General features: G+C 66.9%; 12 protein-coding genes and 1 riboswitch. Of the genes, 6 read left to right on the top strand and 6 right to left on the bottom strand.

Features of this window, described 5'->3' with window-relative positions; all coding sequences use genetic code 11:
• Window positions 1-2 precede the first annotated feature (2 nt).
• The 6 genes from metF to ACEU5R_RS24020 form a co-directional block, all read right to left on the bottom strand.
• Window positions 3-845: a methylenetetrahydrofolate reductase [NAD(P)H] gene (metF, locus tag ACEU5R_RS24045; protein ID WP_103271569.1), complete on the bottom strand. Its 843-nt coding sequence runs from the start codon at window positions 843-845 to the stop codon at window positions 3-5.
• A 197-nt stretch (window positions 846-1,042) separates the two neighbouring features.
• On the bottom strand, window positions 1,043-1,378 hold the full coding sequence (locus tag ACEU5R_RS24040; RefSeq protein ID WP_103271570.1) for a phage holin family protein: 336 nt from the start codon (window positions 1,376-1,378) through the stop codon (window positions 1,043-1,045).
• Between the two features lie 117 nt (window positions 1,379-1,495).
• On the bottom strand, window positions 1,496-2,914 hold the full coding sequence (gene ahcY / locus ACEU5R_RS24035; protein ID WP_103271571.1) for an adenosylhomocysteinase: 1,419 nt from the start codon (window positions 2,912-2,914) through the stop codon (window positions 1,496-1,498).
• A gap of 97 nt (window positions 2,915-3,011) precedes the next feature.
• A riboswitch (S-adenosyl-L-homocysteine riboswitch) is annotated at window positions 3,012-3,138 on the bottom strand.
• Between the two features lie 88 nt (window positions 3,139-3,226).
• Entirely contained in the window at window positions 3,227-4,267 is a 1,041-nt protein-coding gene (locus ACEU5R_RS24030; protein ID WP_392412181.1) for a glycosyltransferase family 4 protein, read from the bottom strand.
• A gap of 78 nt (window positions 4,268-4,345) precedes the next feature.
• Window positions 4,346-4,582 carry a DUF1289 domain-containing protein gene (locus ACEU5R_RS24025; protein ID WP_103271572.1) on the bottom strand — a complete coding sequence of 79 codons (237 nt, stop codon included), beginning with the start codon at window positions 4,580-4,582 and terminating at the stop codon, window positions 4,346-4,348.
• A gap of 97 nt (window positions 4,583-4,679) precedes the next feature.
• Window positions 4,680-6,137, bottom strand: a complete 1,458-nt coding sequence (locus ACEU5R_RS24020) for a PLP-dependent aminotransferase family protein (protein ID WP_369869778.1) — start codon at window positions 6,135-6,137, stop codon at window positions 4,680-4,682.
• A gap of 453 nt (window positions 6,138-6,590) precedes the next feature.
• Between ACEU5R_RS24020 and ACEU5R_RS24015 the strand changes: the two genes are divergently transcribed.
• The 6 genes from ACEU5R_RS24015 (at window position 6,591) to ACEU5R_RS23990 (ending at window position 15,221) form a co-directional block, all read left to right on the top strand.
• Complete coding sequence (locus tag ACEU5R_RS24015) at window positions 6,591-7,466, top strand: carbon-nitrogen hydrolase family protein (protein ID WP_392412154.1); 876 nt, start codon at window positions 6,591-6,593, stop codon at window positions 7,464-7,466.
• A 37-nt stretch (window positions 7,467-7,503) separates the two neighbouring features.
• Window positions 7,504-10,386, top strand: coding sequence for an aminotransferase class I/II-fold pyridoxal phosphate-dependent enzyme (locus tag ACEU5R_RS24010; RefSeq protein ID WP_392412152.1), 2,883 nt, complete (start codon window positions 7,504-7,506; stop codon window positions 10,384-10,386).
• A complete protein-coding gene (locus ACEU5R_RS24005; protein ID WP_103271574.1) occupies window positions 10,383-11,840 on the top strand; it encodes a biotin carboxylase in 1,458 nt (485 codons plus the stop codon). The genes ACEU5R_RS24010 and ACEU5R_RS24005 overlap by 4 nt, the downstream gene beginning before the upstream one ends.
• Before the next feature lie 13 nt (window positions 11,841-11,853).
• Entirely contained in the window at window positions 11,854-12,852 is a 999-nt protein-coding gene (locus tag ACEU5R_RS24000; protein WP_392412150.1) for a C45 family autoproteolytic acyltransferase/hydolase, read from the top strand.
• A 79-nt stretch (window positions 12,853-12,931) separates the two neighbouring features.
• Entirely contained in the window at window positions 12,932-14,242 is a 1,311-nt protein-coding gene (locus ACEU5R_RS23995) for a dicarboxylate/amino acid:cation symporter (protein ID WP_103271576.1), read from the top strand.
• Window positions 14,243-14,264: 22 nt separating this feature from the next.
• Complete coding sequence (locus ACEU5R_RS23990; protein WP_392412148.1) at window positions 14,265-15,221, top strand: amino acid ABC transporter substrate-binding protein; 957 nt, start codon at window positions 14,265-14,267, stop codon at window positions 15,219-15,221.
• The last annotated feature ends 104 nt before the right edge of the window (window positions 15,222-15,325 follow it).

Here is a 15,325-nt window from a genome sequence, read left to right as displayed (position 1 = left end):
GATCAACGCGACAGCTCGCGCCAGATCGCCATCGGCGCCTCGGCGTGGTTGAGCGTATAGAAATGCACGCCCGGCGCGCCGTTGTCCAGCAGGGTCTGGCACAGCTCGGTCACCACGTCCACGCCGAAGGCGCGGATCGAGGCCTTGTCGTCGCCGAACTCGGCCAGGCGCAGACGGATCCAGCGCGGCACTTCGGCGCCGCACATTTCCGAGAAGCGCAGCAGCTGCGAGTGGTTGGTGATGGGCATGATGCCCGGCACGATCGGCACGTTCACGCCCTTGGCCTGGGCCCGGTCGACGAAGTCGAAATAGGCGTCGGCGTTGAAGAAATATTGCGTGATGGCGGCGTTGGCGCCGGCCCGCACCTTGGCCACGAAATGCGCCAGGTCGGCCGACGGACTGGCGGCCTGCGGGTGCATTTCGGGATAGGCCGCCACTTCGATGTGGAACCAGTCGCCGGTTTCCTCGCGGATGAAGGACACCAGCTCGTTGGCGTAGCGCAGCTCGCCCGCGTCGCCGCCCATGCCGGACGGCAGGTCGCCGCGCAGTGCGACCACGCGCCGCACGCCTTCGTTCTTGTAGGCCTGCAGGATGTCGCGCAGGTCCTGGCGGGACGCGCCCACGCAGGACAGGTGCGGCGCCGCGTCGCAACCCAGGTTGCGCAGCGTGCGCACCGCGTCGGCGGTGCCGGCGCGCGTCGAGCCGCCCGCGCCGAACGTCACGCTGACGTACTTGGGCTGGATCGCCAGCATCTGCTTGGCCGCGCGCACCAGCCGTTCCTGGCCGGCCAGGTCACGGGGGGGAAAGAACTCCAGGCTGAATGCAGGAGAAGTCGATTCGGACATTTCAGTTATCCATGACGCTGACCGCGCCCCTTGAAACAAGTGTCAATCCACCGGAAACCGCTGGACAAGAGCCCTCTGCCGGAACCGCGCCCACGGATGCCACCCCATCGGGATGCCGCGGATCCGGCTCCGCCGGTCCGCAGGCATGCCCCCTTGAGGGGGAAGCGCGCAGCGCTTCGGGGGTGGGCCTTCCCCCTCTACGGGATCAGCTTGGTCAGCAGGCCGGAGATGATGCTGTAGAGGATCGCTCCCCCCACGGCCCACCAGAACCCGTTGACCTGGAAGCCCTTCAGCACGGAGCCGACGAACCAGAACAACAAGGCGTTGATCACGATGAGAAAGAGGCCGAGCGTGACGATGGTGATGGGCAGCGTCAGCAGCACCAGCACCGGCTTGACCAGCATGTTCACCAGGCCCAGCACCAGCGCGGCGATCAGCGCCGAACCGAAACTGGCCACCGTGATGCCGGGCAGCAGGTAGGCGACCGCCAGCAGGGCCACCGCGTTCAGGATCCAGACGAGAATCATGGACATGCTCAACCTCCAGTCTTGAAGCTCCGGGACCCGGCGGCCCGGTTGCGGCCGCCTTGCCCTGGAACCGGAAAACGCCGCGCCGACATGGCGTGGCGTCCCCCTATTTTGCTACAAGCATCAGTAGCGGTAGTGATTCGGCTTGTAAGGACCTTCGACCGGCACGCTGATGTAGTCGGCCTGGTCCTTGCGCAGCGTGGTCAGGTTCACGCCCAGCTTCTTCAGGTGCAGGCGCGCGACCTTCTCGTCCAGGTGCTTGGGCAGCACGTAGACTTCGCCCGACTTGTAGGCTTCATTGCGCGTGTACAGCTCGATCTGCGCGATGGTCTGGTTGGCGAAGGACGAGGACATCACGAACGAGGGGTGGCCGGTGGCGCAACCCAGGTTCACGAGGCGGCCCTGGGCCAGCAGGATGATGCGCTTGCCGTCCGGGAAGATCACGTGGTCGACCTGGGGCTTGATCTCTTCCCACTTGCAGTCGGCCAGCGAGGCGACGTCGATCTCGTTGTCGAAGTGGCCGATGTTGCACACGATGGCCTGGTCCTTCATGGCGTTCATGTGCTCGCGCGTGATGACGTGGAAGTTGCCGGTGGCCGTCACGAAGATGTCGCCATGAGCGGCGGCTTCTTCCATGGTCACGACCTTGAAGCCTTCCATCGCGGCCTGCAGCGCGCAGATCGGGTCGATTTCAGTAACCCAGACCTGGGCGCGCAGCGCCACCAGCGCCTGGGCGCAGCCCTTGCCCACGTCGCCGTAGCCGGCGACCACGGCGATCTTGCCGGCCACCATCACGTCGGTGGCGCGCTTGATGCCGTCGACCAGCGATTCGCGGCAGCCGTACAGGTTGTCGAACTTGGACTTGGTGACCGAGTCGTTGACGTTGATGGCGGCGAAGGCCAGCTCACCCTTCTGCGACATCTGGTACAGGCGATGCACGCCGGTGGTGGTTTCCTCGGTCACGCCCTTGATCAGCGCCAGGCGGGTCGAGTACCACTTCGGATCACGCTTGAGCGTTTCCTTGATGGCGGCGAACAGGATGCGCTCTTCTTCGCTGCCCGGGTTGGCCAGCACCGAGATGTCCTTTTCAGCCTTGGTGCCCAGGTGCAGCATCAGGGTGGCGTCGCCGCCGTCGTCCAGGATCATGTTGGCGTTCTGGCCATTGGGCCATTCGAAGATCTTGTGCGTGTACTGCCAGTACTCTTCGAGCGTCTCGCCCTTGACGGCGAAGACCGGCGTGCCGGACGCGGCGATGGCGGCGGCGGCATGGTCCTGCGTCGAGAAGATGTTGCACGAGGCCCAGCGCACTTCGGCGCCCAGCGCCACCAGCGTCTCGATCAGCACGCCGGTCTGGATGGTCATGTGCAGGCTGCCGGCGATGCGGGCGCCCTTGAGCGGCTGCTTGGCGGCGAATTCTTCGCGAATGGCCATCAGGCCGGGCATTTCGGTTTCGGCGATGGCCAGCTCGCGGCGGCCCCAGCCGGCCAGCGACAGGTCGGCGACGATGTAGTCGGAGAAGGATTTGTCAGTCACAGCGTTCATGGTGTGTAGCTCCACGTGTAGATCGAACGGCGCGCACAGGGCCGGACAACGCGAAACACCACGACGGTCGTGTGCTCGCCTTTCCCGCCACATGCGACAAAGGTGAGCGCCGTTGCTGTAGCGCCGCGCAAGGATGCGGGACGCATGAACAGGGATTCCTGAGCCTGGCGAGCCGTGTTCCGCGCAAGGGGAACAGCCGAATCGTCGCAACGCTCCTCAGGATCGTCGGGCATTGTACCGGTTTGGCCGCCTTGCGGGAAAGCGCCGCAAGGCCGGAACGCATCCGACCCCTTATTCTTCCAACGGCGCGGCTCAACCCGCATGCACCAGCGGCGGGTCCGGTTCGGCCCGCGGCGTCAGCGGCGCCAGCGCCGCCAGCAGGTCGGACGCGATGGCGTCCCAGCTGCGCGTCAGCGCGTGCGCCCGCACGGCGTGCCGGTTCAGCGACAGCGCCTCGCGGCAGGCGTGCGCCAGATCCTCGTCCAGGCAGCCCGTCACGCCCGGCTGCACCACGGCCAGCGGCGCCTCGCTGCGGAACGCCGCCACCGGCGTGCCGCAGGCCATGGCCTCCAGCATCACCAGGCCGAAAGTGTCGGTCAGGCTGGGAAACACGAACACGTCGGCGGCCTGGTAATAGCCCGGCAGCTCATCGTCGTTGCGCATGCCCAGGAACACCGCGTCGGGAAACTTCTTCTTCAGGCGCGCCTCGTCCGGGCCGCCGCCCACCACCACCTTGCTACCCGGCAGGTCCAGCGACAGGAAGGCGTCCAGGTTCTTTTCCCGCGCGACCCGGCCCACGCTGAGGAACACCGGACGGGGCAGATCCTTGAACACCTGGCTCGCGCCCGGCTGGAACTTGACGGGGTCCACCCCGCGCGACCAGATCTGCAAATTGCCCAGGCCGCGCTGGACCAGGACGTCGCGCACCGTGGGCGTGGGCACCAGCACGCGCTGCGAGGGCCGGTGGAACCAGCGCAGGTAGCGCCACGGCAAGGCCGCCGGAATGCCCATGCGCGCCTGCAGGTAGTCGGGGAACATGGTGTGGAACGAGGTGGTGAAACGCCAGCCTCGGGCCAGCGCCATCTTGCGCGCGGCCAGGCCCAGCGGCCCCTCGGTGGCGATGTGCAGCGCGTCCGGCACCCGGTCGCCCAGCACGCGGCGCAGCTGGCGGCCGGGCTGCAGGCATAACCGCAGGTCGGGCTCGGAAGGCGCGGGAATGGTGCGGCTGCCTTCAGGGCTGACCACGGTCACTTCGTGGCCCCATTCGGCGAGGATCCTCAGCATGGTCGTCCAGGTGCGGACGACGCCGTTGACTTGCGGATGCCAGGCATCCGTGACCAGGACGATGCGCATGATGAGGCCGGAAGTGGTCGACAAGCGCGATTTAGCCCGCGCTATGTGACATGCCCAAGACCGGCCGCGCCGGCGGCCTTAATTGTTGCGCCGGGGGTAGCCCTGGGCCTTGATGCGGATCCAGACCGCGCGCTTTTCCTCTTCCGTCATGAAAACCCAGTTGGCCACTTCCATGGCCGTGCGGCCGCAGCCCCGGCAGATGTCGTCGAACAGCGTCGAGCAGACGGCCACGCAGGGGGAATCCGTGGCCTTGAAGGCGCGTTGCGCGTCTTCGGGCTCGGGCAATTCGGACAGATCGGCGAAATTCAAACTCATGGGCGCGAGATTACCACCCGCAGACCGTCCCTTTTTACAAGACCCTGCCCGCGACCAGGCGGGAATGCGCCCGACGCCTGCCATACGCCGCCGGCGCCTACAGAAACGGCGTGACCGCGCCGGCCAGCCTGCTCAGCTGCGGGCCGATCTCCTCCTCGGGCACCGAGCCGTAGCCCAGCAGCAGTCCGCGCGCCGCGGCCTCGGGATTGAGGTGATAGATCGACAGCGGCCGCGTCGCCACGCCGGCATACAGGCCGCGCTCCATCACCGCCACGTCGTCGACGGTGCGCGGCAGGCCCAGGATCATGTGCAGCCCGGCCTCGGCGCCGATCACCGGCACCGCCTCGCCGAACTCGCGCCGGATGGCGTCCATGAGCGCATCGTGGCGCGCGCGGTAGACGCCGCGCATGCGCCGGATGTGCGCCGCGTAGTGGCCTTCCGCCAGAAAGCGCGCCAGCACCGCCTGCTGCATCGTCTGCCCCTCGCGGAACAGCTCGCGCAACGCGCGCGCGAAGCCGTCCACCAGATCGGGCGGCAGGACCAGGTAGGCCAGCCGCAGCGCGGGAAACAGCGTCTTGGAAAACGTGCCCAGGTAGATCACCCGGCCGGACTCGTCCAGCGCCTGCAAGGCGGACAGCGGATGCGCGTCGTAGCGGAACTCGCTGTCGTAGTCGTCCTCGATCACCCAGACCCCGTGCTGCGCCGCGTAGTCGAGCAACTGGCGGCGGCGCGCCAGGCTCATGTGCGCGCCGGTGGGATATTGGTGCGACGGCGACACGAACGCCAGCCTCGGCGGCTCGGCCCATTGCGCGGCGCTTGGCGCCAGGCCCTCGCCGTCGACCGCCACCGCCACGCTCTCCAGGCCGGTGGCATGAAAGACGCTGCGCGCGCCCCAATAACCCGGGTCCTCCAGCCACACCCGGTCGCCCGGATCCGCCAGCAGCTGCGCCACCAGGTGCAAGGACTGCTGCGTGCCGCTGGTGATCACCACCTGCGCCGGCGTACAGGCGATGCCGCGCGTGCCTCGCAGATAGTCCGCGATGGCCTCGCGCAGTCCGGCATCGCCGTGTCCCGTCGCGTAGCTCAGCCGCTCCGGCTCGACGCGGCGCCACACGCGCGCCTGCAGCCGGTTCCAGGTCTGGATCGGGAACATGCGCAGCTCCGGCACGCCGGGCGCGAAAGCGCCCCATTGCAAACGCGCGGCCAGCGCCTCGCGCACCGTGCGCTCGCCCCGGCGCGACAGCGGCGCGTTGCGATCCAGCGGGAATTTTCCGGCCGCCACGACGGGTCGGGGAAACACGTCGGCGACGAAGGTGCCGCGCCCCACGCGCGCCTGCACATAGCCTTCGAAGGTCAGTTGTTCGTAGACATGGACCACCGTGTTGCGCGCGATGCCCAGCGTGCGCGCCAGCACCCGCGTGGGCGGCAGCCGCAGGCCGGCCGCCAGGCTGCCATCGCGGATGCCCGCCTGCAGGATGCCATACAGCTGCTGATGCGACGGCTGCCCGAGCTTGAACTGGCGCAGCACGAAGTCCGGCAGTCCGGTCGCGGCCAGCGGCGCCTTGCGCGTCGTCTCAGGATTGGTTCCCGCTTCAATCATTCCTGCGGCCTGTTCAGAGGACCAATCACACACCACATCACTTCGGGCCACGCGCCGGGGACCGCCAAGAAAAAGTGCGCGCCCTGCGCTTCGCAACCATGCGCGCGTTGAGACCGACAGGCCCCGCCCACATCGCGAAGCGCCTTGATCTTACGCCGCGCAACGCGGTGTGAAAGTGAACTCGCATCGAAAAAATGGCTTGAAAAATTGAACGGCGCGGCGCGGCAATGCGCGCCTTCCCGGCAGCCGCCAACGCGTTCTCAACGCCAGGGAATTGGTTCTTCAACAATTCGATTCTTGGACCTTCTTCACGAACCACCCAAGCCATAGACTGCTCGCGAACAAGCCGTTTCCGGGACTCGACTCATGTCCCGGCCAGCAGTCATCAGTAGAAAGGAAGGATCCACAATGAACGGCGCCATGCATGGCAACTTCGGCATCGCCGGCGTGCAGATGAACGTCTCGGCCTTCGAGAACAACGTCGAGCGCATGGGCAATTACCTGCGCCACATCCGCGGCCGCTTTCCCTGGGTTCGGATGGTGCTCTTCTCCGAGCTGGCGCCCCTGGGTCCCCGGCACCACAACGCCGAGCCGCTGCCCGGCCCCACCGAGACCCGGCTGACCGAACTGGCGCGCGAAACCGGGCTGTGGCTGATCCCGGGCTCGCTGTTCGAACGCGTGGATGGCCCGGATGGATCCGTGGTCTACAACACCATGCCGGTAATCAATCCCCAAGGCGAGATCGTCGCGCGCTTTCGCAAGCTGTTCCCGTTCCGTCCGTATGAACGCGACGTGGCCGGCGGCACGGAGTTCTGCGTTTTCGACGTGCCCGGCGCGGGCCGCTTCGGCGTCTCGATCTGCTACGACATGTGGTTCCCCGAGACCACGCGCACCCTGGCCGCGATGGGCGCGGAAGTGATCCTGCATCCGACGATGACGGACACCATCGACCGCGATGTCGAGCTGGCCATCGCCCGCGCATCGGCCGCGCAGAACCAGGTCTATTTCTTCGACATCAATGGCGTGGGCGACGGCGGCGTGGGCCGTTCCATCGTCTGCGATCCCTCCGGCTATGTGTTGCACCAGGCCGACGGCGGCGCCGAGATCGTGCCGATCAGCGTGGACTTCGAGCGCGTGCGACGCGAGCGCGAACTCGGCTTGCGCAACCTGGGCCAGCCGCTCAAGAGCTTCCGCGACCGCGATTGCGACTTCAAGGTCTACCAGCGCGAGAGTCCGGACTTTCCGTATCTGAATACGTTGGGACCGCTGACCAAGCCCGACTGAGATCGGCGCTGGCGACGAAAAAAGCAAGGAGACAAGCATGCCGACCCCCCCCATCAAGAACGGCACGTCGCTGAGCCGCTACCGCAGCGTCTGGGAAATGCGCGCCGACGGCTGGATCAACCTGGTCGACGACCTGAGCCGCCTGGCCATCCTGCCGCCGGACGATCCGGAACGCGCGCGCCGCCTGGCGCACGTGCACAGGATCGTTGAATCGCTGACGCCGATCGAAAGCTACTGGGCCTTCCCTGGCGGCCGGGTGTTCGGCGAGCTGTGCCACTGGATCGAGCGCGAGGAGCTGGCGCGCGCGCACCAGGCCGCGCGCCGCATCCACCGCGTGCTGGCCGCGCGCACCTACCGCCACGACGCCAACACCCTGGACAGCGACCACGAGCTGCCCTCGCAGATCGAGACCGACAGCGAGCGCCAGGCCCAGCTGGCCCGGCCGTACTTCGAAGTGCTGATCGTCGACGAGATGTCGGCCAGCGAGGAGGACGCGCTGCGGCGGCGCGTGCAGCGCAAGCGCAGCGCCGACGACGACTTCATCTTCGACGTGGTGGTCGTGCCCACGTTCGAGGACGCGTTGATCGCGACGCTGGTCAACTTCAACCTGCAGGCGGTGGTGATCCGCCACGGCTTCCCATTCCACTCGGTCAACCACAACCACATGCTGCGCCGCTTCCTGGACGGCATGGACGGCAAGGTCGAGGACATGCCCGAGTTCGAGCGCGGCCCGCTGCTGGGCCGCCAGATCGCGCAGATCCGGCCCGAACTGGACCTGTACCTGGTCACCGACGTCAACGTCGAGGCCATCGCGGCGCAGGTCGGCGAAGTCTTCAAACGCATCTTCTTCGGCGAGGAAGACCACATCGAGCTGTACAGCTCGATCATGAAGGGCGTGGGCGAGCGCCACCGCACGCCCTTCTTCAACGCCCTGCGCGACTACGCCAAGCAGCCCACCGGCGTGTTCCATGCGCTGCCGCTGGCGCGCGGCAAGGCGATCATGAACAGCAACTGGATCGGCGACATGGCGCAGTTCTACGGCATGAACCTGTTCATGGCCGAAACGTCCGCCACCTCCGGCGGCCTGGATTCGCTGCTGGATCCGGTGGGGCCGCTGAAGCTGGCCCAGGAATACGCCGCCCGCGCCTTCGGCGCGCGCCGCACCTACTTCGCCACCAACGGCACGTCCACCTGCAACAAGATCGTGGTGCAGGCGCTGGTCAAGCCCGACGACATCGTGCTGGTGGACCGGAACTGCCACAAGTCGCACCACTACGGCCTGGTGCTGGCCGGCGCGCAGGTGGCCTACCTGGACTCCTATCCGCTGGATGAATTCTCGATGTACGGCGCGGTGCCGCTGCGCCACATCAAGGAAACACTGCTGAGCTTTCGCCGCGCCGGCACGCTGGACCGCGTGCGCATGGTGCTGCTGACCAACTGCACCTTCGACGGCATCGTCTACGACGTTGAGCGCGTCATGCTCGAATGCCTGGCGATCAAGCCGGACCTTGTGTTCCTGTGGGACGAGGCCTGGTTCGCCTTCGCCCGCTGCCACCCGATCTACCGCCAGCGCACCGGCATGGCCAGCGCCGCCCGGCTGGCCGAGACCTTCAAGGATCCGGCCTACGCCCGCCGCCATGCCGCCTTCGCCGCCGGCATCGACTGGAACGACGACGAACAGCTGCTCAATGCCCGGCTGCTGCCCGACCCCGCCCGGGCGCGGGTGCGCGTGTACGCCACGCACTCCACCCACAAGACGCTGACCGCGCTGCGCCAGGGCTCGATGATCCATGTGTGGGACCAGGACTTCAAGGACAAGGTCGAGGAGTCCTTCCACGAAGCCTACATGACCCACACCTCGACCTCGCCCAACTACCAGATCCTGGCCTCGCTGGACGTGGGCCGCAGGCAGGTGGAACTGGAAGGCTACGAGCTGATCCAGCGCCAGCTCGAACTGGCGATGAGCCTGCGCGAGCAGGTGCTGCATCACCCCCTGCTCAAGCGCTATTTCCGCTTCCTGCGGGTGTCGGACATGGTGCCGGCGCCCTACCGCGAGTCCGGCGTCGACAACTACTACAACGACGAGACCGGCTGGGACAACCTGGAAGCGGCGTGGCAGACCGACGAGTTCGCGCTCGATCCGACCCGCGCCACGCTGGCCATCGGCGCCACCGGCATGGACGGCGACACGTTCAAGAACAAGGAGCTGATGGACCGGTACGGCATCCAGATCAACAAGACCTCGCGCAACACGGTGCTGTTCATGACGAACATCGGCAGCACCCGCTCGGCGATCGCCTACCTGATCGAAGTGCTGGTCAAGATCGCCCGCGACGTGGACGCGCGCGTGGCCGATATGAGCTCCATCGAACGGCGCATCCACGAACGGCGGGTGCGCTCGCTGACGCTGGAGCAGCCGCCGCTGCCGGATTTCTCCAGCTTTCACTTCGCCTTCCGGGGCCGCAGCGTGGAAGGACGCGCCGAGACGCGCGATGGCGATATCCGCAGCGCCTTCTTCCTGTCCTACGAGGACGCCAATTGCGAGTACATCGGCATGGTCGAGGCCGGCCAGGCCATCGCCGCCGGCCGCGAGCTGGTGTCGGCGCTGTTCGTGATCCCCTACCCGCCCGGCTTTCCCATCCTGGTGCCCGGCCAGGTCATCAGCGCCGAGATCCTGCAGTTCATGGCCGCGCTGGATGTGCGCGAGATCCACGGCTTCCGGCCCGAGCTGGGCTTCCGCATCTTCAGCCAGGCCGCGCTGGACCTGGCCGCGCAGGCCACCGCCGCACGCGCGGCCCTGGCGCTGGCCGGACGCGCCGCCCAGTCGCAGGCCGGCGACCCGCCCGCGCAGACCGAACCGGCGCTTGCCGCCACGGCGTCCCCCGCCGCCAAGAAGCCCGCCTCCAGGAGCAAGAAATGAGCAACAAAGTCACCAGCATTTCGGATCTGCAGCTGATGTTCCACCGCAACGAGCGGCCCATCTACTTCATCAGCGCCACCAACTTCAACCTGCTGGGCATGGATCGCTGGGTCAACCGCTTCCGCTACATCAACTACATCGACTGCTTCGACGGACGCCATCCGAATGTGTTCGTGCCGCAGGAATCGCCGCATGCGGAATTCGAATCCATCGAGGACATCAACAACTACCTGCTGCAGCACAAGGACGTGATCGACATGATCGAGCGTCGCGGCGGCAAGCCGGTGGCCACGTTCCTGATGTTCGACGAGAAGACCGAGGCGCTGGCCAAGGAACTGGGCATGGAGGTCTGGTTCCCGCCGGCGGCGCTGCGCACCCGCTGCGACAACAAGATGGAAACGGTGCGCATCGGCAACAAGGCCGGCGTGCATTCGGTGCCGAACGCGCTGGAGAAAGTGGACAGCTACGCGCACCTGATGCAGATCGCGGACCGCAACGGGCTGGGACGCGACCTGGTGGTGCAATCGGCGTTCGGCGACTCGGGCCACACCACCTTCTTCATCGCGTCGGAAGACGATTTCAACAAGCACAAGGACGAAATCGTCAACGACCCCGAGGTCAAGATCATGAAGCGCATCAATTGTCGCGGCGCCACGCTGGAGGCCTGCGCAACGCAGTCCGGCACGCTGGTCGGACCGCTGCTGACCGAGGTGGTGGGCGCGCGCGAGCTGACACCCTACAAGGGCGGCTGGTGCGGCAACGAGGTCTTCCCCGGCGCGTTCTCCGAAGAGGTCCGCGCCAAGGCGCGCGACATGGCCGAGCGCTTCGGCAACCAGCTGCTGGCCGAGGGCTATCGCGGCTACTTCGACCTGGACTTCCTGATCGACACCGACAGCGGCGAGGTCTACCTGGGTGAGCTGAACCCGCGCATCTGCGGCGCCAGTCCGATGACCAACCACGCCGCCTTCGCCTATGCTGACGCGCCGCTGTTCCTGTTCCACCTGCTGGAGTTCTCGGGCGTGCCGTTCGATCTGAACGTCAAGGAAATCAACGAGCGCTGGGCGCAGCCGCGCTTCATCGATTCCTGGTCCCAGGTGGTGATGAAGTTCACCGACGAAAAGGTCGACCAGGTGACGCACGCGCCGGCCACCGGCATCTACCGCATGGCCGAGGACGGCAGCGTGGCCTACCAGCGCTTCGACTATGAGCGCCGCGCCATCGACACCGAGCGCGAGGCCTTCTTCATGCGCATCACCGGGCCGGGCGACTACCGCTACGAGGGCGCCGACCTGGGCATCCTGATCACGCGCGGACGCTCGATGGACGACAACTTCAAGCTCAACATCCGCGCGCGCGACTGGATCCGAGGCATCAAGAACTACTACGCGGGCAAGCCGGTCATGACGACGCAGCACGACGCGGCGCCGGCGCCCGGTTCGTTCAAGATCCTGTAGGGGAGACGCCGCCATGCCGCCCATCAGCATCCGCTTCCAGGCCATCGCGCAGGACCAGCCCGGGGAAAAATGGCACGCACTGTTCGAGCGCTCCTGGCCCGCTTACCGCTCGTGGTTCCTACGCGGCGGCGTGGTCGGGCGTCCGACCTACCTGGAATGCCGGCGCGCCCTGCGCGAACACATGCCCGAACTGGTGCCGGTCTGGGAACAGCTGGCCGAGCTGGCCGGCGGCGGCGATGTGGAGGCCCGCTTCCTGTCGCTGTGGTGCCCACCCGCCTATATCGCCGGCTGCTCGCAAACCGTATGGATCGACCCGCAAGGCCGCGACGAGCCCGCGCTGCTGCGCAACTACGACTTCGCGCCGGCGCTGCTGGAGGGAAACTGGCTGGCCACGCGCTGGACCGGGCGGCGCGTGGCGGCGATGGGCGACTGCCTGTGGGGCGCGCTGGACGGCGTCAACGAGGACGGCCTGGCCGCGTCCCTGTCGTTCGGCGGGCGCACCGTCGCGGGCATCGGCTTCGGCATCCCGCTGGTGCTGCGCTACGTGCTGGAAACCGCGCGCAACACCGCCCAGGCCATCGCCATCCTGCAGCGCGTGCCGGTGCACATGAGCTATAGCGTCACGCTGCTGGACAAGGCGGCGGATTGGGCCACCGTCTTCGTCGGCCCGGACCGCCCCGTGGAAGTCACGCGGCGCAAGGCGGTCACCAACTATCAGCGCGTCATCGAGTGGCCCGAGCACGCGCGCGCCACCCGCGCCTACGAACGGCTGGAGGCCATGGAGCGGCAGCTCGACAACCGCGCGAGCGCGCAGACGCTGACCGAGACACTGCTGGCCGACCCGCTGTACCAGAACGCCTGGGCGCGCGGCTACGGCACGCTGTACACGGCCGTGTACCGCCCGCTGTCCGGCCGCATCGACCTGCATTGGCCGGGCGCGGTCTGGGCGCAATCGCTGCGCACATTCGAGGAAGGCCACCACGACATCCTCTACCGCGCTCCGTCGCAGTAGACCGCGACATTTCCGCAGAGACCCCGCGCAACGCCCTTTCCCGCGCATCAAAGCGATGCGTGGATCATGGAGACACAACATGAACAAGAAGAAGATTCCCCCCGCCGCCTGGATCCTGGTCGCGATGGTGATAGGCATCGTGATCGGCTACATGATCTTCGTCAACTTCCCCGACAAGAAGGCGGCCACGCAGGTCGCCGGCTACATCTCGATCATGTCGGATGTCTTCCTGCGCCTGATCAAGATGCTAATCGGCCCCCTGGTCTTCTCCACGCTGGTGGTGGGCATCGCCCACATGGGCGACGCCGCCTCGGTCGGGCGCGTGTTCGCCAAGGCGCTGGGCTGGTTCGTGATCGCCTCGCTGTTCTCGCTGGTGCTGGGCCTGATCATGGCCAACTGGCTGCAGCCGGGCCACAACCTCGGACTGCCGCTGCCCGACATCGGCTCGGCGACCAACCTGGCGACGTCCAAGTTCACGCTCAAGGATTTCGTCAGCCATCTGGTGCCCAAGTCCTTCGCCGAGGCCATGGCCAACAACGAGATCCTGCAGATCGTGGTGTTCTCCATGTTCTTCGGCGTGGCGCTGGCCGCGCTGGGCGAGAAGGGCAAGACGCTGGTGGCCGCGGTCGACGAACTGGCGCACGTGATGCTCAAGATCACCGGCTACGTGATGAAGCTGGCGCCGCTGGCGGTGATGGCGGCCATGGCGGCCACCGTGGCGGTCAACGGCCTGGGCATCCTGCTGAAGTTCGCCGCCTTCATGGGCGACTTCTACACCAGCCTGTTCATGCTGTGGGGCCTGCTGATCCTGGCGGGTTTCCTGTTCCTCGGGCCGCGCGTGCTCAAGCTGCTGGTGCTGATCAAGGAAGCCTTCATGCTGTCCTTCGCCACCGCCAGCTCCGAAGCCGCCTACCCGAAGATCCTGGACGCGCTCGATCGCTTCGGCGTCAAGCGCAAGATCTCCAGCTTCGTGATGCCGATGGGCTATTCCTTCAATCTGGACGGCTCGATGATGTACTGCACCTTCGCGACGCTGTTCATCGCGCAGGCCTACGACATCCATCTTTCCCTGGGCACGCAGATCACGATGCTGCTGATCCTGATGCTGACCTCCAAGGGCATGGCCGGGGTGCCGCGCGCCTCGCTGGTCGTGATCGCCGCCACGCTGAACCAGTTCGACATTCCCGAGGCCGGCCTGCTGCTGATCCTGGGCGTGGACACCTTCCTCGACATGGGCCGTTCCGCCACCAATGCCGTGGGCAACTCCATCGCCACCGCCGTGGTGGCCAAATGGGAGGGCGAGCTGCTGCCGGAAGCCGAGGCCGACGCCAATGCGGCGCGGATGGATGAAGAACTCAAGACCAGTCAGGCGCGCCCCGCGCAAGCCTGAGTCCCGTTCCAAGGAAACCGTCATGGCCTCCCGAACTGTCTGGAAACCGTTGCTGGCCTTCTGCGCGGCGGGCGCCCTGCTGACCGGCCCCACCGGCGCGCAGGAAAGCGGCGCATCGTCCCTGCCCGACGCCGCGCGCATCACGTTCACGACCCTGACCGGCACGCTGGCCAAGGCCCGCAGCACGGGCAGCGTTGCGCTGGGCTACCGCGAAGACGCGATTCCGTTCTCCTTCCTCAACGCCCGCAAGCAGCCCGTGGGCTACTCCATCGAGCTGTGCAAGGCGCTGGTGTCGTCCATCGAGGACGCCATCGAAAGAACCGTCGACATCCAATGGGTGCCGGTCACCGCCGACTCCCGCATCGACGCGGTGGTCACGGGCCGCGTCGACCTGGAGTGCGGGTCCACCACCAGCAATGTCGAGCGGCAGAAGCGCGTGGCCTTTTCCCCGGTCATCTTCGTGGCCGGCACCAAGGTGATGGTCAAGTGGGGATCGCCGATCAGCTCGTTCCGCGATCTGGCGGGCAGGACGGTCGCGGTGACGGCCGGCACCACCAACGAGAAGGCGCTGCGCGACCTGGACCAGAAGTTCAAGCTCGGCATGCGGCTGCAGGTCGTGAACACCCACGCCGACGGCTACGCGCGCGTGACCCGCGGCGAGGCCGACGCCTTCGCCACCGACGATGTGCTGCTGTACGGCCTGCTGGCGCAGCACGGCAAGGCGGGCGGCGGCGCCGAAATGGTGGTGGTGGGCGACTACCTGTCCTACGACCCCTACGCCATCATGTTCCGCAAGGACGATCCGCAGCTCGCCCAGCTCGTCAAGGACAGCTTCCAGGTGCTGGCCGAGGATGGCGAGATCGAGCGCCAGTACCGCCGCTGGTTCCTGCGCAAGCTGCCCACCGGCGCCAGCCTGGATCTGCCCATGAGCGCGCAGCTGCAGACCCTGATCGAAACCATGGCCATCAAATCACAATAACGCACCCGCCACAGCGGGACCGACGTCCCGCAACGAGGACCATCATGATGAGCGACCCGGCATTCCGCGACGAGCATGACCTGCTGGGGGGGGGGGGGGGGGCC

This window comes from Achromobacter sp. 413638 (genome assembly GCF_043119405.1).
Lineage (GTDB): Bacteria > Pseudomonadota > Gammaproteobacteria > Burkholderiales > Burkholderiaceae_B > Achromobacter.
This window is presented reverse-complemented; position numbering and strand designations above follow the sequence as displayed.